A 21,036-nucleotide genomic window follows, 5' to 3' on the forward strand; every position below is an offset into this window, starting at 1 on the left:
ACTATCCCCCCGCTTGGACATTTTCTTCGTAATCGGCACGCAGATCGTTCTTGGAGAGCTTGCCGATCATGGTCTTGGGTAACTCGTCGCGGAAAATGATTTCGCGGGGCATTTCGAGCTTGGAGAGACGGTCCTTGAGAAAATCCTTAAGGCCGCCCTCGGTCAGCGATTGCCCGTCCTTGAGTTTTACATAGGCGATTGGCACTTCTCCGCGATACTCATCCTTTACGCCGATCACATTGGTTTCGTCCACAGCTGGGTGCTGGTAGATCGCATCTTCGATGGCGCGCGGATAGACGTTAAAGCCCGAGCAGATGATCAAATCCTTGATGCGATCGACAAGGAACACATAGCCGTCCTCATCGAAATGGCCGACATCTGCGGTGCGCAGATAGCCATTGGCGGTGAAGGCCGCCTTGGTGGCCTCCTCGTCATCGAAATAGCCGAGCATGACCTGGGGGCCCTTGAGCACGAGTTCCCCGCGCTCGCCCTGGGCCACTTCCTTGTCGGGATCGTCGAGATCGACAAAGCGAACGTCGGTGGCGGGCAGCGGCAGGCCGATCGATCCGGGCTTGGAGGGTACGCGCAGGGCCGCGCAGGTCACGACCGGGGAGGCTTCGGTCAGACCGTAGCCTTCGGCGAGAATGGCGTTGGACTTTCTGGCGAAGGCCCCGCGTGTTTCGCCTGGAAGGCCGGCGCCGCCGGAAATCGCAACTTCGATGGGCGAAAGGATTTCGGCGGTCGCCGTGTTCTTGGTGGCCAGGGCATGCAGCAGAGTCGGGACGGCAGGCAGAACGTTGGGTTTGGTGCGCTTCATGAGGGAGAGGAAAGCCTTCATTTCAAAGCGCGGAAGCATGACGACCTGGGCGCCCGAGCACAGCGGCACGTTCATGCATACGGTCATCGCAAAGATATGGAAAAAGGGCAGTACGGCGACGATCTTGGAGGGGGGGTAGAACAGCCCGCACCCCCATTTGTCGATCTGGCTCATATTGGCCGCGATATTGGCGTGACTGAGCATGGCGCCTTTGGGGGTGCCCGTGGTGCCGCCGGTATATTGCTGAACGGCGACATCCTTTTCGGGATCGATCTGGACGGGCGTAGGCGTCCTGCCTTTGGTCATCAGATCCTCAAAGGATATGACGGCGCGCGCGGCGGGCGACTCTGCCGTCTTTACGATGTCCTTTCCCTTGAACATCGAAAACAGGATCTTTTTCATTCCCGGCAGCGCGTTGGGGAAGTGGGCCACGACGAGGTTCTTGATATGGCCCTGACCCACCAGTTTCTCGGCATTGGGATATGTCGCCTTGAGGTCGAGCGTAATGAGAACGGTCGCACCGGAGTTGGAGACAATGTGGCTCAGTTCGTTGAGGGAATAGAGGGGATTGCAGTTGACCACGGTGGCGCCGATGCGCAGCACCGCAAAATAGGAAATAACGTAGAAGGGTGTGTTGGGCATGAGCAGCGCAACGCGGTCGCCCTTTGCCACTCCGAGTTCGGACTGTAGTGCGCCGGCCAGAGCGTTGACCTGTTCTCCCAGACGCCGAAACGACGTGGTGGCGCCCATAAAATCCAGCGCGGTGGCGTCGCCCATCTTGGCGCAGGAGGCCAAGAGCTGTTCATGGACCGGGGTGGTGTCGATGGATACATCCCAGTCGATGCCTTCGGGATAAGCGGTTATCCAGGGATGGGGCGCGCTGATCGGTTTGTTCATGTTCTCTCCTCCGGTGGATCTTGTGTCCACGCCTGCTCATGAAAAGTATGTCATGGGCTAACGTTAGCGTCAAACGATGCACGTTGGGCAAGGCTCCTTACCCTGTTTGACCCAATTTCTCGGTCGATAGCAGTGCCAAATGCCCGGATTCCAGCGCGTTTGGCTCTTTGAAACTAATCCGTAGCGAATGCGTTTTAGATTAGGGCGCTTTGTAGCCGGCACGCCACGCCATGGCCGTTCAGACTGAATGACCTATTAGGCATTGAGTTGACGTTTACGTCCACCGGTGTATGCTCAACTTGATTTCAGCTGTGCCGAAGACGGGCGCGTGACTGAAGCTGAGGCTTGTAGTTCCGAGCCGATATTTGTGTTGCGTGCGGGCGTTGCCCGGGCGCACGAGGTCAGGGGAGGCCGCTTTATGGTTTTGGCACTTATCGTGATTGGCATTGTCGCTTTTCTGGTCCTGGCGATCCGCCAGTCCCCGTTGTGGCAATGGGCGCTGGCCGCGGCGTTCATTGGCGTCTTAGCCATGCTGCGGCCCGATGACGGGCTGGCTCTTTCGACAAGTGCGATCGGGTGGATACTGGCTCTGTTGCCAGCCGTGGTGTTGGCGCTTCTGGCCATTCCGCCTGTCCGCCAGCTGGTTCTGACCGGCCCTGCCTATTCCATGGTCAAATCGATCCTCCCGCGCATTTCGCGGACCGAACAGGAAGCGCTCGATGCGGGAACCGTCGGCTGGGACGCAGAGATTTTTTCGGGTCGCCCCGATTGGGACAGGCTGCTTGAGATTCGCAAGCCCGACCTGACCGAGGAAGAACAGGCGTTTATCGACGGGCCATGCGAAGAGGTCTGCGCGATGATCGATGATTGGGACACGCGCAACAATCGCATGGATATGCCGCCCGAAGTCTGGCAGTTCCTCAAAGACAAGGGTTTCCTTGGCATGCTCATCGGCAAGGAGCATGGGGGCCTAGGCTTTTCGGCGCAGGCGCAGAGCCAGGTGGTCTCCAAGATCGCCTCGCGTTCGGTTGCGGCGGGGATCACCGTGATGGTGCCCAACTCGCTCGGGCCGGGCGAACTGCTTGAGAAATACGGCACGCCCGAACAGCAGGGCAAATACCTCCATCGCCTGGCAAAGGGCCAGGAAGTTCCGTGCTTTGCGCTGACCGGGGCTCATGCAGGATCGGACGCGGCGGGCATGCGCGATGTGGGCGTAGTGACCTATGGCGAATACGAGGGCAAGCAGGTGCTGGGCGTTCGGCTGAGCTGGGACAAGCGCTATATCACGCTTGCTCCGGTGGCGACGCTACTGGGCGTGGCGTTCAACCTTTATGATCCCGACAATCATCTGGGCAAGGGTGAGGATGTCGGCATCACGCTGGCGCTGGTTCCTGCCGATTATCCGGGTGTTGTGATCGGGCGGCGGCATCTGCCGGCGCGTTCGGCGTTCATGAACGGGCCGACATCGGGCACCGACGTTTTCGTACCCATGGAATTTTTGATCGGCGGCACCCAATATGCCGGGCAGGGATGGCGCATGCTCATGGAATGCCTCGCGACGGGCCGCGCCATTTCGCTGCCGGCCATCGGCACGGTCTCGATCAAGGCGGCGCTGCGCACCACATCGGCCTATGCGCGCATCCGGCGCCAGTTCGGCATTTCCATCGGCATGATGGAAGGGGTTGGCGAGGGCATGGCGCGGCTTGTCAAATCGGCCTACCAGTTCGAGGCTTCGCGGGCCATGACGGCGGCAATTGTCGATGACGGGCAAAAGCCGGCAGTGATTTCGGCGGCGCTCAAATACCGCACGACCGAGGAAATGCGCGGGCGCGTCGACGATGCCATGGACATCCACGGAGGGCGCGCCGTGCAGGACGGGCCATCCAACTATCTGTTCGCCGGTTATCAGACCATTCCGGTGGCGATCACCGTGGAAGGCGCAAACATCCTGACGCGGACGTTGATCACGTTCGCGCAGGGCGCGTTGCGGGCGCATCCCTATTTGCTCAAGGAAGTGCAGTCTGCCCAGAACCCCGATAAGCGTCAGGGGTTGAAGGATTTCGATGCGGCGTTTTCGGGTCATATCGGGTTCATGCTGCGCAACATGACGGCGTCGTGGTGGCACAATCTGACCTTCGGGCGGTTCGCCTCGAGCCCGGTCGAGCACGAGCTCAAGGGCTGGTATCGCGCGTTGCACCGCTATTCGCAAAGCTTTGCGCTGGCGGGCGACTGGACTGTGGCCTTTCTGGGCGGCGATCTGAAACGCAAGCAGATGCTGTCTGGCCGCATGGCGGACGTTTTCTCGGACCTTTACCTGCTCTCGACCGCACTCAAGCGCTATGAGGATGACGGGCGGATGCCCGAGGACGTTGCGGTGATCGATGCAATTGCCCGCGATCGGATTGCCGGAATCGAAAAGGGGCTCGGGGAAGTCATCGACAATTTCCCCAACCCGTTCCTCAAATTCGCTCTGGGCGCTCTGATCTTTCCGCTTGGGCGGCGGGCGCGGCCGTCGCGCGACCGGGAAAACTACCGGCTTGCGCGCTCGGTACTCGGCCATTCGCCGTTTCGCGACCGGCTGACACGCGGGGTCTATCTGACTTTCGATCCGGCCGATCGCACGGGCATGCTCGAAGACGCTCTGGTCAAGGTCGAGGCGGCGGCAGAGATCGAAAAGAAGTTCTTCCGGGCCATCAAGAAGGGCGAGATCGATCGGCGACTTGATCGGGACGCCATCGAGGATGCGATATCCAAGGGCATCCTGAGTGCGGAAGAAGCCCAGATCATGCGGGTGGCCGACGAGGCCACCGACAGGGTCATCAAGGTCGATGATTTTGCTCCCGACGCCCTGGCCCGCCCGGCCCAAAAGCCCGAAAGCGAATATACCGCGGCCGCCGAATAGGCGGTTGCGGAACTTCGCGAGCCGTTTCACCCTTGTTCCGACCGAGAGAAACACGAGAGGAGCCAAGCCTTGGCGCAAGCTGATACGCCACAGACCCGACACTGGGACTTTTCAATCGATGTCGAGCAGATCGGCTGGCTGGTGCTGGACGTTCAGGACAATTCGGTCAACGTTTTGAGCCGGGAGGTGATTTCCGAGCTCGAGAAACTGGTCGGTCATATCGAACAACTGGGCCAGGCCGGTAGCCTTGTGGGCGTCGTCCTGCTGTCTGGAAAGTCGGGCTTTATTGCGGGGGCCGACATTTCCGAGTTCGACCAGATGAGCGACCCGGCCGTTCTGCCCGAGGCCCTGCGGCGAACCCATGGGGTGTTCCAGCGGATCGAGGATCTCAAAATCCCGTTCGTGTGCGGCATTTCGGGTTTCTGTGTCGGCGGGGGGCTGGAACTGGCGCTGGCCTGTCACTACCGTATTGCGGTCAACGACGAGGGCACCAGGCTGGGCTTTCCGGAGGTCAATCTGGGGATTTTTCCCGGTTTTGCCGGAACCGGTCGCTCGATCCGCCAGGCTGGGCCGGTTGATGCGATGCAATTGATGCTGACCGGCAAGATCCTGCGTGCGTCGCAGGCGAGAAAACTCAACCTCGTCGACAAGCTGGTGCGGCACCGCGACATGTTGCGCTGGGAGGGCCGCAAGGCGGTGCTGTCGAGGCGCAGATCCGATCCCGCGCCCTTGACCAAGCGCGCCATGGCGTTCGGGCCGATCCGTTCGCGCGTTGCCGACAAGATGCGCGAGGAAGCGGGCAAGAAGGCGCCGAGAAATCACTATCCCGCGCCCTATGCGCTGATCGACCTGTTCGAAAAATATGGCGACGATCCCAAAAAGATGATCGCCCACGAGATCGATTCCTTTGTGCCGCTGATGGCTTCGCCGACTGCGCAAAACCTGCGCCGGGTCTTCTTTTTGTCTGAAAGCCTGAAACGGCTGGGGGTCAAGGGCAAGGACAAGCCCAAATTTGTCCGCGTCCATGTGGTGGGCGCCGGGGTGATGGGCGGCGATATCGCGGCGTGGTGCGCCTATCGCGGCATGGCCGTGACGCTCCAGGATATGGATATGGACCGCATCAAGCCGGCGCTGGACCGGGCCAAGAAGCTGTTCAAAAAGCGGCTGAGGACCAAGCAGGCCGTCGATGCCGCCATGGCGCGGCTGGAACCTGATGTCGAGGGCAAGGGTATCGCGCGGTGTGACGTCTTGATCGAAGCGGTGGTGGAAAAGCTCGACGTCAAGCAGCAGATTTTTTCCAACGCCGAAAAGCAGCTTAGGCCCAATGCCATCATGGCGACCAATACGTCCTCGATCGAACTGGAGCGGATCGCAGAGGCACTGGATAATCCCAACCGGCTGATCGGACTGCATTTCTTCAACCCGGTTGCGCAATTGCCGCTGGTCGAGGTGATCCGATCGACACTCAATGACGATGATGCGATCCGGGTCGGCGCGTCATTCGTCCTGGCCATCGGCAAGAGTCCCGTCGTGGTCAAGTCCAAGCCGGGGTTTCTGGTCAATCGGGCGCTCATGCCTTACATGCTCGAAGCCATCGACCGGGTGGAAAAGGGCGAAAGTCCCGAACAGCTCGATGCGGCGGCTGTCGCCTTCGGGATGCCCATGGGACCAATCGAATTGATGGACACCGTGGGGCTCGACGTCGGGGCGTTCGTCGCCAAGGAGTTGGGCCAGAAGGTGCCCGAGGACAGCAGGTTTGCAAAGCTGTTGGCGGATGGAAAGCTAGGCCGCAAGAGCGGCGAAGGCTTTTACAAATGGGTGGATGGCAAGGCGCAAAAGGAAAAGGCGCCGGCTCATGCCAATCTTGAAGGGCTGGGGCGCGATCTGGTCCAGCCGCTTGTCGACACCGCAGAAGTTATCGTTTCCGAGGGCGTGGTTGAAAGCGCCGACATGGCCGATATCGGCATGATCCTGGGGACCGGCTTTGCCCCGTTCCTGGGCGGACCGCTCAAGGCACGTGAGGACGGAAGGGCTTAAATCATGACACAGACATTGCGCAAAGTCGCCATCGTGGGATCGGCGCGCATCCCGTTCTGCCGCGCCTATACCGGCTATGAAAATGAATCCAACCTGTCCATGCTCTCAACCGCGATCGGCGGGCTGGCGGAGAAATACGGGCTCAAGGGACAGCGGATCGGGGAAGTGATGGCCGGGTCGGTCATTTCGCACTCCAAGGATTTCAACCTTGCCCGCGAAGCGCTGCTCGATGCGGGTCTGTCACCGCAAACGCCGGGGACGACACTTCAGATCGCGTGCGGAACATCGTTGCAGGCCGCGCTCACGCTGGGGGCCAAGATCGCCACCGGAGAAATCGACAGCGGCATCGCGGCGGGGTCCGATACGGTGTCGGACAGCCCGGTGGTGCTGGGGCCGAAAATGCAAAGGCGCATGATCGCCATGTCGCGGGCCCGCACGACGGGCGAAAAGCTTTCCGCCTTCAAGGGGTTCAATTTCGGCGAGATAACGCCGGTCGCCCCATCGACGCAGGAACCGCGCACGGGCCTGTCGATGGGCGAGCATTGCGAATTGATGGCCAAGCAATGGGGGATTTCGCGCGAGGCGCAGGATCTGCTGGCGCTGCGCAGCCACCAGAATGCGGCCGCTGCCTATGACAGCGGATTTCACGACGATTTGATCGTGCCCTGCGCCGGGATTTACAAGGACAACAACATCCGGCCCGATACCAGTCTTGAAAAAATGGCGACGATGAAGCCCGCTTTCGACAAGAAATCGGGCAAGGGCACTCTGACGGCGGCCAATTCCACGCCGCTGACCGATGGGGCGTCCTCGGTGCTTCTGGCCAGTGAGGATTGGGCGCGCGAACGCGACTTGCCGATCCTGGGCTATCTCACCATGGGTGCTGTTTCGGCCAATGATTTCGCCCATGGCGACGGGCTGTTGATGGCGCCGACAATCGCGGTTTCGGACCTGATGCGGCGGAGCGGATTGAGCTTTGCCGATATCGATCTGTTCGAGCTCCATGAAGCCTTCGCGGCCCAGGTGCTGTGCACGCTGGCTGCATGGGAAGATCCCGACTACAATCGGGCGGTTTTGGGGCGAGATGATCCGCTTGGAGCCGTTCCTGTGGATAAAATCAACGTGTTTGGCTCCTCTTTGGCATATGGCCATCCTTTTGCGGCGACGGGGGCACGCATTCTGGGTATGACAGCCAAGCTCTTGAATGTTCAAGAAAAAAGCCGAGCGCTCATTTCGGTTTGTACGGCAGGCGGTATGGGCGTTGCCGCGATTGTGGAGCGCGGAAATTAATCAGTGCTTGTCAAAGCCGTTTGAGCAGGGATAGGCTCCCGATCCAGATCAACGGGGAATGATTTTCCCCGTTGATCTTCGTTTGAGCTGCTCCGTTCCAAAAAAAGAGGGCAGCCGTGGGCTGGAAGCATCACATTTCGTCCAATACAAAAAGGAGACGACCATTATGACACGTACCACCAAGCTATTGGCGGCACTTGCAGCGACGACGTTCCTCGTCGCGCCCGCCTTTGCAGCCAATGTTCCGGACGGCGTAACGCTGGCCGAAGACCAGAGCTTTACCTACCGCGTTCTCGACGAGCACAGCTCGGTCGATCCTCAGATCGTCGAAGACGTTTCGGGCTCGGAAATCGTGCGCGACCTGTTCGAGGGCCTGTTGACCCAGACCGCTGACGGCGAACTGGCTCCGGGTGTGGCCACCGAGTGGACCCCCAACGAAGACAACACCGAATGGACCTTCACGCTGCGTGACGACGCCATGTGGTCGGATGGAACTCCGGTTACCGCAGGCGATTTCGTTTACGCTTGGCAGCGCCTTGTCGATCCCGAAACCGCCTCGCCCTATGCATGGTTTGGCGAGTTGATGTCGATCGAGAACGCCGGCGCTATCATTGCCGGCGAGATGGAGCCCTCCGAGCTTGGCGTTGAAGCCGTCGACGATCACACACTGGTCGTTCACCTGTCGGCTCCGCTGCCCTATTTCGCGGCCATGACCACCCATGCCTCGACCTTCCCGTCCCCCAGCTGGGTGATCGAGGAACATGGCGACCAGTGGACCCGTCCGGAAAATCTCGTCACCAACGGCGCTTACACGCTCTCCGAACACGTTCCGCAGGAACGTTCGGTTCGCGTCAAGTCCGACACCTATTGGGATGCGGAAAACACCGTTCTCGAGACCGTCACGGCTCTGGTCATCAACGACGAAAACCAGGCTCTGACGCGTTTCCTCGCCGGTGAACTCGACCGTACGGAAATCCCGACCGGCGAATACCCGCGCCTGGCCGAGGAATATCCCGACACCGCGATTTCCTTCCCGCGCCTGTGCACCTACTACTACAACATCAACCTGCGCGAAGCCGGACCGGAAGCCCTCAAGGACGTCAACGTCCGTAAGGCTCTGGCCTATGCGATCGATCGCAACGTGATCACCGACCAGATCCTGCAGGGCGGCCAGATCCCGGCCTATACGTTTACCCCGGGCGCCACGGCCAACTTCGAAGTGCCTTCGGTCGAATTTGGTGAAATGACCCAGGCCGAGCGCGACGAAATGGCCGTCCAGATGCTGGAAGAAGCCGGCTACGGCGCCGACAATCCGCTCGAGCTCTCGATCACCTACAACACCGACGAAGCACACCGCGAACTGGCGACCGTGATTTCGCAGATGTGGCAGCAGAAGCTCGGCGTGCAGACCACGCTCGAGAACATGGAATGGAACACGTTCCTTGATGCCCGCGGCAATGGTGACTTTGAAATCGCCCGTGCCGGCTGGTGCGGTGACTACAACGAAGCCTCCACGTTCCTCGATCTGATGGACACGAATTCGGGCTACAACGACTCCGCATATTCGAACCCGGAAGTCGACGAGCTTCTTGCCGAAGCCAAGACCATGTCCGATCCGAGCGAGAACTACACCCAGATCGAGCAGATCATCGCAGAGGATATGCCCGTCCTGCCGCTCTACCACTATGCCGGCGTTTACATGCTGAATCCGCAGATTCAGGAATGGCCGGTCAACAACGTTGAGCAGAACTGGTACTCGAAAGACCTTTATCGGGTCGCTGCCGAGTAATTCAGGCCAATCACAGGCGTTCCGCACCCTCGTGCGGGACGCCCCCTTTTCGGGGTAAAGAAATGACAGGGCGCCGCCTCACACGCGCCTTTGCACCAATATTGCAAAGCGCTGTTTTCCGCTTCGTCGGACCCTCGGCTGCGTCGTGCGCGCACGGACTTTCGACATGTTGAAATACATCCTCAAGCGCCTCGGGGTCGCCATCCCGACGCTTTTGCTTTTGATTATCTTTTCATTCGTTCTGATGCGGCTGGCGCCGGGGGGGCCATTCAACTCCGAACGTCCGCTGCCGCCGCAGGTGCTGGCCAATATCGAAGCCAAATTCGGTCTCGACCAGCCCTGGCATCTGCAGCTCTGGGAATACATGGTCGGGATCATAACCCGTTTCGATTTCGGCCCGTCCTTTGCCTATACGGACCGCACGGTCAACGACATCATCGCCCAAGGCTTCCCGGTCACGCTGACCTATGGCACGTGGTCGTTCGTCCTGGCTGTTCTGCTCGGCTGTTCGCTGGGGATCGCGGCCGCGGTGCGCCATAATTCCTGGCTCGACTATCTCTCGGTCGGCACGTCCATCGGGGCACAGGTGTTGCCAAACTTTGTGATGGCGCCGATCCTGGTCATCGTGTTCACCCTCTGGCTGCGCTGGCTGCCGGGCGGGGGCTGGAATGGCGGGCAGTGGAATTACGTCATCATGCCGGTGATCGCGCTGGGTACGAGCTACATGGCCTCGATTGCCCGCATCACGCGCTCATCGATGCTCGAAGTGCTCAATTCCAACTTCATTCGCACAGCGCGCGCCAAGGGGATGCCGGCCCGGCATGTCATTATCAGGCATGCGCTCAAGCCGGCGCTGATGCCGCTGCTGTCCTATCTCGGCCCGGCCTTTGTGGGCATGGTGACCGGCTCGGTGATCATCGACGTCTATTTTTCCACCGGCGGTATCGGGCAATTGTTCACCAATTCGGCCTTTAACCGGGACTACTCGGTGATCATGGGTATCACGATCCTTCTGGGCACGCTGACCATCGCGTTCAACCTGATCGTGGACATACTCTATGCGTGGATCGATCCACGCATCCGGTACTAGGAGGCCGACCATGGTATTAAGACCTGTTAGAGTCGAAGCTTCGGCCGATCCTGTCGATGTCGACGACGCCAATTACGAAATCCCCAGCAAGGGGCGGTCCCTGTGGGCCGATGCGGCACAGCGCTTTTTCAGGCATGCCCCGTCGGTGGTCAGCCTGATCGTGCTCATTTTGGTGGCGCTGTTCGCATTCACCGGGCACTTCTTTGCCGTATGGTCCAATGAAGAGATCGACTGGTCGGTGCTGGGCAATGTCCGCGTCGCCGGCGCGCCGTCTCTGGAATCGGGCCATTTTTTTGGCACCGACGACCTGGGACGCGATCTTTATTCCCGCGTTGTCCAGGGTAGCCAGATTTCGCTGATGGTCGGGTTCGTTGGGGCCGGGATCGCTGTGATCGTGGGCACGTTCTACGGCGCGGTGGCCGGCTATTTCGGTGGCCGCATCGATTCGATCATGATGCGGATCGTCGATATCCTGCTTTCGATCCCCTACATGTTCGTTCTGATCCTGCTGCTCGTGGTGTTCGGCCGCTCGATCACCATGCTTTATGTGGGTATCGGGCTGCTGTCTTGGCTGGACATGTCGCGCATCGTGCGCGGGCAGACGCTATCGCTCAAGGAAAAGGAATTCGTCGAGGCGGCGCGGGCCGGTGGGGCCGGGCACTTCACGATCATCTTCCGCCATATCGTGCCAAATCTGATGGGTATCGTTGTGGTCTATGCGACGCTTCTGGTGCCCCAGATGATCCTGACCGAGAGTTTTATTTCCTTCCTTGGCCTTGGTGTTCAGGAACCGCTCACCTCTTGGGGTGCACTGATCTCCCAGGGCGCGGGCACCGTGATGTATGGAACGTTGTGGCAGCTTTTGTTCCCGCTGTTCTTCTTTGTCGTCACCCTGTTCAGCTTCTACTTCATCGGCGACGGTCTGCGTGATGCGCTCGACCCGCGTGACCGGTGAGGAAAGGACGATCATGAGTATGCTTGAAGTCACCGACCTTTCGGTGTCGTTCAAAACGCCTGACGGCACAGTGCGTGCGGTCAACAAGATGAACTTTTCCATCGAACCGGGCCAGACACTGGCCATCGTGGGGGAATCGGGATCGGGCAAGAGCCAGACGGTGATGGCCGCCATGGGGCTTTTGGCGGGCAATGGCGAGGTCGAAGGGTCGGTCAAGCTCGAAGGCGAGGAGCTGATCGGCATGAAACCGGGCGATCTCAACAAGATCCGTGGCCGGGACATGGCGATGATCTTCCAGGATCCCATGACTTCGCTCAATCCCTATCTGTCCGTCGCCGACCAGATGACCGAAGTGCTCATGTTCCACAAGCGCATGAGACGTTCCGAGGCCATGGAAAAGTGCGAGGAAATGCTCAAGACGGTGCATCTTCCCGATCCGAGGCGCATCCTGCGCCGCTACCCACACGAATTGTCGGGTGGGCAGCGCCAGCGCGTGATGATCGCCATGGCGCTGCTGTGCGATCCCAAGGTGCTCATTGCCGACGAGCCGACAACGGCGCTCGACGTGACGGTGCAGGCCCAGATGCTCAAGCTGTTCGAGGAGTTGACCGACAAGTTCAACACCGCGCTGATCATCATCACCCATGATCTGGGCGTGGTGGCGGGGCTCGCTGATGAAATGATGGTCATGTATGCCGGGCGCGTCGTTGAGCAGGGTCCGGTCGAGGATCTGTTTTATGATCCGCGCCACCCTTACACCTTCGGCCTCCTCCATTCTACGCCCCATCTCAAAGAGGGTAAGGACCGGTTGGCGCCCATCAAGGGGTTGCCGCCCAACCTCACAAACCTGCCGCCCGGCTGTGCGTTCAACCCGCGCTGCCCGTTCCGGTTCGACCGGTGCATCAAGGAGCGGCCGCAACTGATCGTGCGAGAGCACGACCGGCTGAGCGCCTGCTTTTACGAGGGCGAAATGACCGAAGCGGACATGGAAAAGGAATTGGCGGTCAAATGAACGATCAAACGCCAATATTGCTCAACGTCGAACACCTCACCAAGCGTTTCGCGATCTCCAACGGGTTCTTCAACAAACCCTTGACGCTGACGGCGGTCGACGATGTGAGTTTCACCGTCAAGCGCGGGGAGACGCTAGGCATCGTGGGGGAATCGGGGTGTGGGAAATCCACGCTGGGGCGCTGCATTCTGCAACTTATCCAGCCCGATGACGGCAAGGTTGTCTGGCTGGGCAAGGACCTGACAGAATTTTCCAAGGATCAGATGCGCAAGGCGCGCACCGATCTCCAGATCATCTTTCAGGATCCGCTGGCCTCGCTCAATCCGCGCATGACGGTGGGGGAAATTATCGCCGACCCGCTTCGGACACTCAAACCGGAAATGAGTGGCGAGCAGCGCCGCAAAAGGGTGCGCGAGGTGATGGATGCGGTCGGGCTTTTGCCCGAGATGATCAACCGCTATCCGCACGAGTTTTCGGGCGGGCAGGCTCAGCGTATCGGTATTGCCCGGGCGCTGGTGACCGGGCCCAAACTGATCCTGTGCGATGAACCGGTTTCGGCGCTCGACGTTTCCATTCAGGCCCAGATCCTCAACCTTCTGGCCGACCTCAAGGAAGAATTCGGGCTGACGCTGATCTTTATCAGCCACGATCTTTCCGTGGTGCGGCATGTGTCCGACCGCATTCTTGTGCTCTATCTGGGACGGATCGCGGAACTGGCCGAGAGCGAGGCGCTCTATACGGATCCGCGGCATCCCTACAGCCGCGCTTTGCTCACAGCGGTCCCCATTGCGGACCCCAAGCTGGCGCGCGAGCACAAGATCGAGGGGCTGGAAGGGGAAATTCCCTCTCCCATCAACCCTCCGTCGGGGTGCTATTTCCGGACACGTTGCCCCTATGCGGTCGAGCGTTGCGCGCAAATCGTGCCGCCGCTCGAGACTGCCGACAATGGTTCGGACGTATCGTGCATCCGCTGGGAAGAAATTCTGGCCGATCCGGTGGGCACGCGAACCCGGGCGCAGAGCTGATCGTCAGGTGGCCTTCGGCCCGCGGTTGGCCGGGGTCCGCCTGTCCTGGCCCTCTATGGGGGCCTCCTCACGCCGTCGGTCCGGTCCCGCATAGGTGGGAGAGACGACGAAAGGTCGAGGCGCGGCAATGGCCGATTCGAGCCGGGCGGCAAGGATTTGAGCCGTGACGGGCAGGTGAATGAATTCGTCGATGCCGGCGTCCTGTGCTTCCCGGGTCTGCTCGGACGGCATGTCTCCCGACACCATGACGATGGCCATGCCCCGGTTGGATGCAGCGGCGTTGAGCCGCACACGGCGCGTGACGGTCATTCCGTCCTCGGGGCCGATGGCGTGGTCGATGATCATTGCATCGTGAGGCGATTGGCTCAAAAGGCGAAAGGCCTCCGCGCTGTCGCGGGCGGTGCGCGTGTTGGTCAGCCCCAGCCGGCGCAGCGTGGCGGCAAGCGTACTGGAAAGCTCACCGTTGGCGGTGGCGATGAGTATGGACAGCCGTGGAGGGAGCGTGGTGTTCATATCGCCAATCTACACCAAGCGGGAGGTTGCGTAAAATCTCGCAGCAGCCCCAGCGACTCGCGTTGACAGCTACCGGCTTTGCCCCTATGTTCCGGCCAACTTTGGGATCGCTTCAGCGCCGCTGGGGCGATCCCGGTCGTTAGTTGGTCGCGTTCCCGACCGGACAGATGGAAACACCTGCCCTGGAAACGCTCCGAAGCGGTGCCTTGAGCTCCGCCGATCTCTTTTTGTCTGAGGTTAAAATGAAAATCCGCAATTCGCTCAAGGCGCTCATGACCCGTCACCGGGACAACAAGCTGGTTCGCCGTCGTGGCCGCGTCTATATCATCAACAAGGTCAACAAGCGCATGAAGGCCCGCCAGGGCTGATCGGCGCTTTTCGATCCATCGATTTTTCAAGGCGGGGTTCGCAGATTTGCGGACCCCGCTTTGCTTTGCGCACTACGTAAAAAAAGAGGGCCGGGGTTGTGCCCCGGCCCTTTCAAACAATGGTCCGGTGTCGTCAGGAGCCGCCAGCGCCGTCCTGGCCGACAAAGGCGATGCGCAGCATGTTGGTGGCGCCGGGGGTGCCCAAAGGCACGCCAGCGGTGATGGCAATGCGATCGCCGGGACGGGCAAGCCCTTCCACATAAGCAATCGAGCAGGCGCGATCGACCATGTCGTCGAGCGAAATGGCGTCCTCGGTCTGGACACAATGCAGGCCCCAGACGATCGAGAGGCGGCGCACGGTGGTCAGCTTGGGCGAGAGCGCGATGATTGGCTTGGAAGGTCGTTCACGCGATGCACGGATGCCGGTCGAACCTGAAGAGGTGTAGGTGACAATCGCCGCCAGGTCGAGCGTTTCGGCCACCTGACGCGTGGCGGCGGAAATGGCGTCGGCGGCGGTCGCTTCGGGTTCGGTGGCCTGGCCGCGGATGATGCTCGGATAGAGCGGGTCCTGCTCGACGGCCTCGGCGATGTTGTTCATCGTCGTGACGGCCTGCACCGGATAGGCTCCTGACGCACTTTCGGCCGACAGCATCACCGCGTCCGCGCCCTCGAACACCGCGATGGACACGTCGGAAACCTCGGCGCGGGTGGGGACAGGCGCGGTAATCATCGATTCAAGCATCTGGGTGGCAACAACCACCGGCTTGCCCAGGCGACGGCACATGCGGGTGATGCGTTTCTGGGTGCCGGGCACGCTTTCGAGCGGCATTTCCACGCCCAGATCGCCGCGGGCCACCATGATGGCGTCCGACAGGCGGATGATCTCTTCGAGGCGGTCTATGGCCTGTGGCTTTTCGATCTTGGCGAGCACGCCGGCGCGGCCCTGAACGAGCTTGCGCACTTCGATCATGTCTTCGGGGCGTTGGACGAAAGAGAGCGCGATCCAGTCGATTTCCTCGCCAAGCGCAGCCTGAAGGTCGGCGCGATCCTTTTCGGTCAACACGCCCACCGAGAGGATAGTATCGGGCAGCGAGACGCCCTTTTTGTCGGAAAGCTTGCCGCCATAAACGACAGTGGTGTTGATCGCTTCAGGCGAAATGGCCGAGATGCGCAGCTCGATCTTGCCATCGTCGAGCAGCAGCCGGTCGCCGGTCTTGACCGAGGAAAAGATTTCCGGATGGGGCAAATGGATGCGTGTCTTGTCGCCAGGTGCGTCCGAGGTGTCGAGGGTGAAGGTTTCACCCTTGGCCAGCATGACCGAACCTTCGGCGAAGGTGCCGATGCGCAGCTTGGGGCCTTGAAGATCGACCAGAATGCCGATGGGATAGCGCACCGTGCGCTCGACAGCGCGTATCTTGGCCACGGTGTCGCGCATCACATCATGGCTGGCGTGGCTCATATTGATGCGGAAAACATCGGCCCCGGCCCGGACGAGTTCCTCGATGACTTTGGGGTCATTGGAGGCCGGCCCAAGGGTTGCGACGATCTTTACGCGGCGCGATCTTTTCATTGCGGATCCAGACTGTTTGAATTGTTTTCGGTCAATTGCATGGTCCAATCGGTGCGGCCCTGAGTGTCGATCTCAAAAAAGCCCGTGCGCTCATAGCCACGGGCCAGACAGTCCTCGACACCGAAAATGGTGAAGCTCGAATCCTGGGTGCACATAAACACCGACCCGTCCCAGGCGCCGCCGGCGAGATCGTCTACGGCATAGAGATAATAATATCGTGACGTCAGATCGCCCTGGTAAACGATGGCGCAGGCGTCGGCGCCAGCCACCCACCAGCCTTCAGACTGCCAACCCGATTCGGCGCGATAGCCGAAGGCGATCGAAATCGTGCTCGGCGTCTGGTTGCACACACGCAGATCGGCAAGGGCGGGGCGCGGCAGCGCGACCGAGGCCGGTAGCAACGTGATGGCGGCGATCAAGAGAGTGCGGAACATAAAATGCACGGCGTTGGGTCGCGTATGGAAAATGAAGGCCATGGTGTTTCTGGGCAAGGGGTCCGGATATGTCAATGGGGGTGAGCTATTACCCGATTATAGCATCGTTAGAAGGGCAACAGAGAGGCGGCCACGCCTGTTCGATGCGCCTTCCCTGTGGGATTTTCATTGGACGGCTTGAAGTCGCCTCGCCAATGGGATTGATAGAGCGCTCAAACAAATTCTTGCGGAAAGACTGATTCATGGCTGACCACGGCATCGCGCGCGACCAGTTGCGCGCCTTCATCGAACGGATCGAGCGGCTGGAAGAAGAAAAGAAGGCCATCGCCGACGATATCAAGGAAGTCTATGCCGAGGCCAAAGGGTCGGGCTTTGACACCAAGGTAATGCGGCAGATCGTGCGCATCCGTAAGCAGGACCGCAATGAGCGCGCCGAACAGGAAGCGATCCTCGATCTCTATATGCACGCGCTGGGCATGGCCGATGCCGGTTCACAGTCCGAGTACGACGAAGCTGCCGAATAGGCCCAATAATTTAGAGCCGTTCAGGATTTGATTGACCCAAATCCCTGGCTGCAAACCCTTGTTTTGTCGCGTGTTGCGAACCGCAAAACCGTTTCCATCCCCGATCGCGTCGAGGACATGCTTTTGCTGGGCACGCTCTAGACGATCTCGCGACCCGCGGCCCGGAGCACCTGGGCCGCGTTGATTTCATCACCCAGTGCAGTGAGCGCCGTTGCCACGATGCCCGAGCGATCGAGCCCGGCCTGGGCATACATATCGCCCTGGCCGGCCTGTTCGATATAGCGATCGGGCATGACGAGCGGGCGGAATTTCAAACCATTGTCGAGCAGGCCGAGCTGGGCCATCCGGGTCGCCACATGCGATCCGAAGCCGCCGATCGCGCCTTCCTCGACGGTGATCAGCACCGCGTGTTCGCGGGCGAGGCGCGCAAGCAATTCCTCATCGAGCGGCTTGGCAAAGCGGGCGTCGGCGACGGTGGTCGAAAAGCCATATGTGCCGAGTGTTTCGGCGGCGGCCATGCATTCGGCCAGCCTTGTACCAAATGAAAGCAGCGCGATGGTCGTGCCTTCCTTGAGCACCCGGCCCTTGCCGATGGTGAGCGGAACGCCGGTTTGGGGCATGTCCACGCCGACCCCTTCGCCGCGCGGATAGCGGAAGGCGATGGGGCCTTCGTCGTAAGCTGCGGCGGTCGCCACCATATGGCGCAGTTCGGCCTCGTCCCCGGCGGCCATCACCACCATGGAGGGCAGGGTGGCCAGATAGGCGACATCGAACGCGCCGGCATGGGTGGGACCATCGGCGCCGACATAACCCGCCCTGTCGATAGGAAAGCGCACCGGCAGTTTCTGAATCGCCACATCGTGGACAATCTGGTCATAGGCGCGCTGCAGGAAGGTCGAATAGATCGTGCAGAAGGGTTTGAGCCCTTCGGTGGCCAGCCCGGCGGCAAAGGTCACCGCGTGCTGTTCGGCAATGCCGACATCGAAGCTGCGCTCGGGGAAGTGTTTTGAAAACTTGTCGATGCCGGTGCCGCCCGGCATGGCGGCGGTGATCGCAACGATCGCCTCGTCCTTTTCCGCCTCGGCAATCAGGCTGTCGGCAAAAACCGAAGTGTAGGACGGCGCGTTGGATGGGGCCTTGGCCTGGGCGCCGGTGATGACGTTGAATTTGGATACGCCGTGATATTTGTCCGCCGATTCTTCGGCCGGGGCATAACCCTTGCCTTTTTGGGTGACGACATGGATCAGGATGGGGCCGGTTTCGGCGTCGCGGACGTTGCGCAGCACGGGCAACAAATGATCGAGGTTGTGGCCGTCGATAGGCCCGACATAATAAAAGCCCAGCTCTTCAAACAGCGTGCCGCCGGTCCAGAAGCCCCGTGCATATTCCTCGGTCTTGCGGGCCTTGTCCTTGATGAAGGGAGGCATCACGCTATCGACGAACTGTTTTGCGGCGTCGCGCAGGCCACGGTAGGCGGGGCCGGAAACCAGTTTGGCGAGATAGGCGCTCATCGCGCCGGTGGGGGGGGCGATGGACATGTCATTGTCGTTTAAAATGACGATGAGGCGCGCGTCCATGGCGCCGGCATTGTTCATGGCTTCGTAGGCCATGCCGGCCGAAATGGCGCCGTCGCCGATTACGGCAATCACGTTGCGCTTTTCGCCCTTGAGTTCAGAGCCCACGGCCATGCCCAGGCCGGCCGAAATCGAGGTCGACGAATGCCCGGCGCCGAACGGGTCGTATTCGCTCTCGCCGCGCTTGGTGAAGCCTGAGAGCCCGTCTTTCTGGCGCAAGGTACGGATGCGGTCGCGGCGGCCGGTGAGAACCTTGTGTGGGTAGGCCTGGTGACCGACGTCGAAAACGATGCGGTCGTTGGGCGTATCGAAAATATGGTGCAGGGCCACGGTGAGTTCGACAACGCCCAGACCGGCGCCAAGATGGCCGCCGGTGACCGAAACCGCATCGATCACCTCGGCACGAAGCTCGCCTGCAAGATCGGCCAGTTGCTCGCGCTTCAATCCCTTGAGATCGGCAGGAGAAGCGATGGTATCGAGCAGCGGGGTTGCTGGTTTATCGGACACTGAGTTGGCCTTATGACTGACTTCGAACGGCATCACCATGCTGACCTGATGTAGTCAGCCGGCGCCGTTTTGGCAACCAAAGAGGACCAGACTGTGTCAGTTGGCCTGGCTGTCGTAATGAACCCAGATGGTTTGGCCCGGCGTGAATTCTGAGCTCGAATGGCCCAGGGAGGCGGTGCGGGCAAAACCGGTGGCGAGTGTTACATCGTCGCCCGCCGTCGTGGGGGTATCGGGAGCGCCTTCGAAGGCGAACTGGCTGCTCGACAGGGTTGCGGAGGCCAGCAGTGTCGTGTCGCTGGCTGCCAGTTGAGGCGCATAAAGCGTTCCGGCGTCAACAGCAAGGCTGGCCATGGCATTGGCCGTCGCGGCGTCCGGCTCGCTCGATTCTGTGGCCTCAGCGGCGCCCGGCATGACGACACCGTCAAACAGGGAGGCGAAGGCGTCGAGTTCGGAAGACGGATCGACAGAGGCAGCCTCGATGGTGTCGCCAAAGCTGGGGCGCATCGAAAGCTCGGTTGTCGGAAGCGGGGCGGCGGGCGCAACCGAAGCTGCGATAGCGGGGGTAAATTGCGGCCGCGGTTGAGGAGTCGGTGCCTCCTCTACATCGGCCAGCTCGAACGAGCCGCCGCCCGAGGGCGCATAGGCCGAAGGGGTTGTGGCGCGCAATTCGGCCATGGCGCGCGACATCGAGGGGGGCAAGGGGGCATCTTCGATGCCGTCGGTATCGGCCATGGCGACCTGGCGGGTCATTTCGGCGGCATCGATCACCTGGAAGGGGATCGTCTGCGGTTCGGGCGTATCGGCGACCATGGTGCCCGCGATCAGATCAGCCGGGCGGACCGGCGGGGCGGGGGGTTCGATACTGGCGAGCTGAACGGGCGCCGTGTCACGGTCCGCAGCCTGGGCCGGGGCGGACGCCTGAACGGGCGCGGGAGCCGATGCCACCGCCTGCGGGGCCGATTGGGGTGCTGCATCCTCATCGCCGCCGGTGATCATGTCCCAGAGTGTACGCGGACGATCGTTGTCGGCCACCTGCACGGCGCCTCCGGTCATGGGGCTGCCGGCGTTACAGGGCACGCGATGGCAGCGCTGCCATTCGGCCTGGGCCAACTGATAGCCTTCCTGGGACAGAACCCGTCCATTGGAGGGAACGTGCATGGTGCGGCCATCGGGGAACAGGTCGCGAAGCTGGGCCTCGGTCATGCGTGGCCAGGCGCGCACCGAACCGGTATCGAGGTGGACGAACGGACTGCCCGATGTGGGGTAATATCCCACGCCACCGATCTGCTTGCGCATGCCGGCTGCTCGCAGCGTAGAGATGGGAACGCCGGGAATGAAAAAGTCGATCGCCTTGCCCTTCATGTGCTGGGAATTATCGGCAACGCCGGACGAATTGGCGGCGAGCATGGCGTTGGTCTGGGGCGAGCGATAGGCGGAAACGATGTGGATGGGCTGGGTGGCGCGGGTTTCCTGATAAACTTCCCACAAAAGATCGAACAGCGCGGGGTCCATATTGGCCGGCTCGTTGCGGCGCCAATCGCGCAAGAATACGTTGAGCGTCTGGAGCGCCGACTGAATGAACCGTCCGTCGCGCTTGTAAACGATGCGGATCGTTTCCTTGGTGTGGGTATAATAGAGATAGATTTCGCGCTCGTTGGCGGCCTGGGCCGGCAAGGCGAACGGCAACAGGCTGGCCAATGCGATTGCCAGGGCCAGAACCGCCCGCATCATC

General features: G+C 60.8%; 16 protein-coding genes. 10 read left to right on the plus strand and 6 right to left on the minus strand.

All coding sequences use genetic code 11. The annotated features are described in order from the left end of the window. Position 1: 1 nt before the first annotated feature. Positions 2-1,714, minus strand: a complete 1,713-nt coding sequence (locus V6617_RS04285; RefSeq protein WP_338609352.1) for a long-chain fatty acid--CoA ligase — start codon at positions 1,712-1,714, stop codon at positions 2-4. A 418-nt stretch (positions 1,715-2,132) separates the two neighbouring features. Between V6617_RS04285 and V6617_RS04290 the strand changes: the two genes are divergently transcribed. The 8 genes from V6617_RS04290 (at position 2,133) to V6617_RS04325 (ending at position 13,814) form a co-directional block, all read left to right on the plus strand. Then, complete coding sequence (locus V6617_RS04290) at positions 2,133-4,616, plus strand: acyl-CoA dehydrogenase (protein WP_338609353.1); 2,484 nt, start codon at positions 2,133-2,135, stop codon at positions 4,614-4,616. A gap of 69 nt (positions 4,617-4,685) precedes the next feature. Next, complete coding sequence (locus V6617_RS04295; protein WP_338609355.1) at positions 4,686-6,653, plus strand: 3-hydroxyacyl-CoA dehydrogenase NAD-binding domain-containing protein; 1,968 nt, start codon at positions 4,686-4,688, stop codon at positions 6,651-6,653. Between the two features lie 3 nt (positions 6,654-6,656). After that, complete coding sequence (locus V6617_RS04300) at positions 6,657-7,943, plus strand: acetyl-CoA C-acetyltransferase (protein ID WP_338609357.1); 1,287 nt, start codon at positions 6,657-6,659, stop codon at positions 7,941-7,943. Between the two features lie 166 nt (positions 7,944-8,109). After that, positions 8,110-9,732, plus strand: coding sequence for a peptide ABC transporter substrate-binding protein (locus V6617_RS04305; protein WP_338609359.1), 1,623 nt, complete (start codon positions 8,110-8,112; stop codon positions 9,730-9,732). Between the two features lie 166 nt (positions 9,733-9,898). Beyond that, on the plus strand, positions 9,899-10,822 hold the full coding sequence (gene oppB / locus V6617_RS04310) for an oligopeptide ABC transporter permease OppB (RefSeq protein WP_338609360.1): 924 nt from the start codon (positions 9,899-9,901) through the stop codon (positions 10,820-10,822). Between the two features lie 10 nt (positions 10,823-10,832). Next, a complete protein-coding gene (locus V6617_RS04315; RefSeq protein ID WP_338609362.1) occupies positions 10,833-11,777 on the plus strand; it encodes an ABC transporter permease subunit in 945 nt (314 codons plus the stop codon). A gap of 19 nt (positions 11,778-11,796) precedes the next feature. After that, complete coding sequence (locus V6617_RS04320) at positions 11,797-12,789, plus strand: ABC transporter ATP-binding protein (protein WP_422394822.1); 993 nt, start codon at positions 11,797-11,799, stop codon at positions 12,787-12,789. Further along, positions 12,786-13,814, plus strand: coding sequence for an oligopeptide/dipeptide ABC transporter ATP-binding protein (locus V6617_RS04325; RefSeq protein ID WP_338609365.1), 1,029 nt, complete (start codon positions 12,786-12,788; stop codon positions 13,812-13,814). Before V6617_RS04320 ends, V6617_RS04325 begins: the two co-directional genes overlap by 4 nt. A gap of 3 nt (positions 13,815-13,817) precedes the next feature. Here V6617_RS04325 and V6617_RS04330 read toward each other — a convergent pair whose 3' ends face one another. Beyond that, positions 13,818-14,327: a response regulator gene (locus V6617_RS04330; RefSeq protein WP_338609367.1), complete on the minus strand. Its 510-nt coding sequence runs from the start codon at positions 14,325-14,327 to the stop codon at positions 13,818-13,820. 242 nt (positions 14,328-14,569) lie between these two features. Between V6617_RS04330 and ykgO the strand changes: the two genes are divergently transcribed. Then, positions 14,570-14,695: a type B 50S ribosomal protein L36 gene (gene ykgO, locus V6617_RS04335; RefSeq protein WP_014131674.1), complete on the plus strand. Its 126-nt coding sequence runs from the start codon at positions 14,570-14,572 to the stop codon at positions 14,693-14,695. Positions 14,696-14,828: 133 nt separating this feature from the next. Here ykgO and pyk read toward each other — a convergent pair whose 3' ends face one another. Further along, positions 14,829-16,265, minus strand: a complete 1,437-nt coding sequence (pyk, locus tag V6617_RS04340) for a pyruvate kinase (protein WP_338609373.1) — start codon at positions 16,263-16,265, stop codon at positions 14,829-14,831. Next, positions 16,262-16,741 (minus strand): DUF1036 domain-containing protein, encoded by a 480-nt coding sequence (locus V6617_RS04345; RefSeq protein ID WP_338609375.1) that lies wholly within the window; start codon positions 16,739-16,741, stop codon positions 16,262-16,264. Before V6617_RS04345 ends, pyk begins: the two co-directional genes overlap by 4 nt. Before the next feature lie 200 nt (positions 16,742-16,941). On the opposite strand from V6617_RS04345, the gene V6617_RS04350 reads away from it, so the two are divergent. Beyond that, a complete protein-coding gene (locus V6617_RS04350; protein ID WP_338609377.1) occupies positions 16,942-17,223 on the plus strand; it encodes a DUF2312 domain-containing protein in 282 nt (93 codons plus the stop codon). A gap of 137 nt (positions 17,224-17,360) precedes the next feature. Here the strand turns inward: V6617_RS04350 and dxs are convergent, their stop codons facing one another. Further along, positions 17,361-19,304 carry a 1-deoxy-D-xylulose-5-phosphate synthase gene (dxs, locus tag V6617_RS04355; RefSeq protein WP_338609379.1) on the minus strand — a complete coding sequence of 648 codons (1,944 nt, stop codon included), beginning with the start codon at positions 19,302-19,304 and terminating at the stop codon, positions 17,361-17,363. 96 nt (positions 19,305-19,400) lie between these two features. Further along, positions 19,401-21,035, minus strand: coding sequence for a DUF882 domain-containing protein (locus tag V6617_RS04360; RefSeq protein ID WP_338609381.1), 1,635 nt, complete (start codon positions 21,033-21,035; stop codon positions 19,401-19,403). Position 21,036: the final 1 nt, after the last annotated feature.

The sequence above is a fragment of the Pelagibacterium nitratireducens genome (assembly GCF_037044555.1).
In the GTDB taxonomy this organism is placed as follows: domain Bacteria; phylum Pseudomonadota; class Alphaproteobacteria; order Rhizobiales; family Devosiaceae; genus Pelagibacterium; species Pelagibacterium nitratireducens.

What these genes read in the sequence shown, in the direction of transcription:
- V6617_RS04285 (WP_338609352.1), bottom strand. Translation starts at nt 1,714, where the DNA reads ATGAACAAACCGATCAGCGCGCCCCATCCCTGGATAACCGCTTATCCC.
- V6617_RS04290 (WP_338609353.1), top strand. Translation starts at nt 2,133, where the DNA reads ATGGTTTTGGCACTTATCGTGATTGGCATTGTCGCTTTTCTGGTCCTG.
- V6617_RS04300 (WP_338609357.1), top strand. Translation starts at nt 6,657, where the DNA reads ATGACACAGACATTGCGCAAAGTCGCCATCGTGGGATCGGCGCGCATC.
- V6617_RS04320 (WP_422394822.1), top strand. Translation starts at nt 11,797, where the DNA reads ATGCTTGAAGTCACCGACCTTTCGGTGTCGTTCAAAACGCCTGACGGC.
- oppB (WP_338609360.1), top strand. Translation starts at nt 9,899, where the DNA reads ATGTTGAAATACATCCTCAAGCGCCTCGGGGTCGCCATCCCGACGCTT.
- pyk (WP_338609373.1), bottom strand. Translation starts at nt 16,265, where the DNA reads ATGAAAAGATCGCGCCGCGTAAAGATCGTCGCAACCCTTGGGCCGGCC.
- ykgO (WP_014131674.1), top strand. Translation starts at nt 14,570, where the DNA reads ATGAAAATCCGCAATTCGCTCAAGGCGCTCATGACCCGTCACCGGGAC.
- V6617_RS04315 (WP_338609362.1), top strand. Translation starts at nt 10,833, where the DNA reads ATGGTATTAAGACCTGTTAGAGTCGAAGCTTCGGCCGATCCTGTCGAT.
- V6617_RS04330 (WP_338609367.1), bottom strand. Translation starts at nt 14,327, where the DNA reads ATGAACACCACGCTCCCTCCACGGCTGTCCATACTCATCGCCACCGCC.
- V6617_RS04305 (WP_338609359.1), top strand. Translation starts at nt 8,110, where the DNA reads ATGACACGTACCACCAAGCTATTGGCGGCACTTGCAGCGACGACGTTC.
- V6617_RS04345 (WP_338609375.1), bottom strand. Translation starts at nt 16,741, where the DNA reads ATGGCCTTCATTTTCCATACGCGACCCAACGCCGTGCATTTTATGTTC.
- V6617_RS04325 (WP_338609365.1), top strand. Translation starts at nt 12,786, where the DNA reads ATGAACGATCAAACGCCAATATTGCTCAACGTCGAACACCTCACCAAG.
- V6617_RS04360 (WP_338609381.1), bottom strand. Translation starts at nt 21,035, where the DNA reads ATGATGCGGGCGGTTCTGGCCCTGGCAATCGCATTGGCCAGCCTGTTG.
- V6617_RS04350 (WP_338609377.1), top strand. Translation starts at nt 16,942, where the DNA reads ATGGCTGACCACGGCATCGCGCGCGACCAGTTGCGCGCCTTCATCGAA.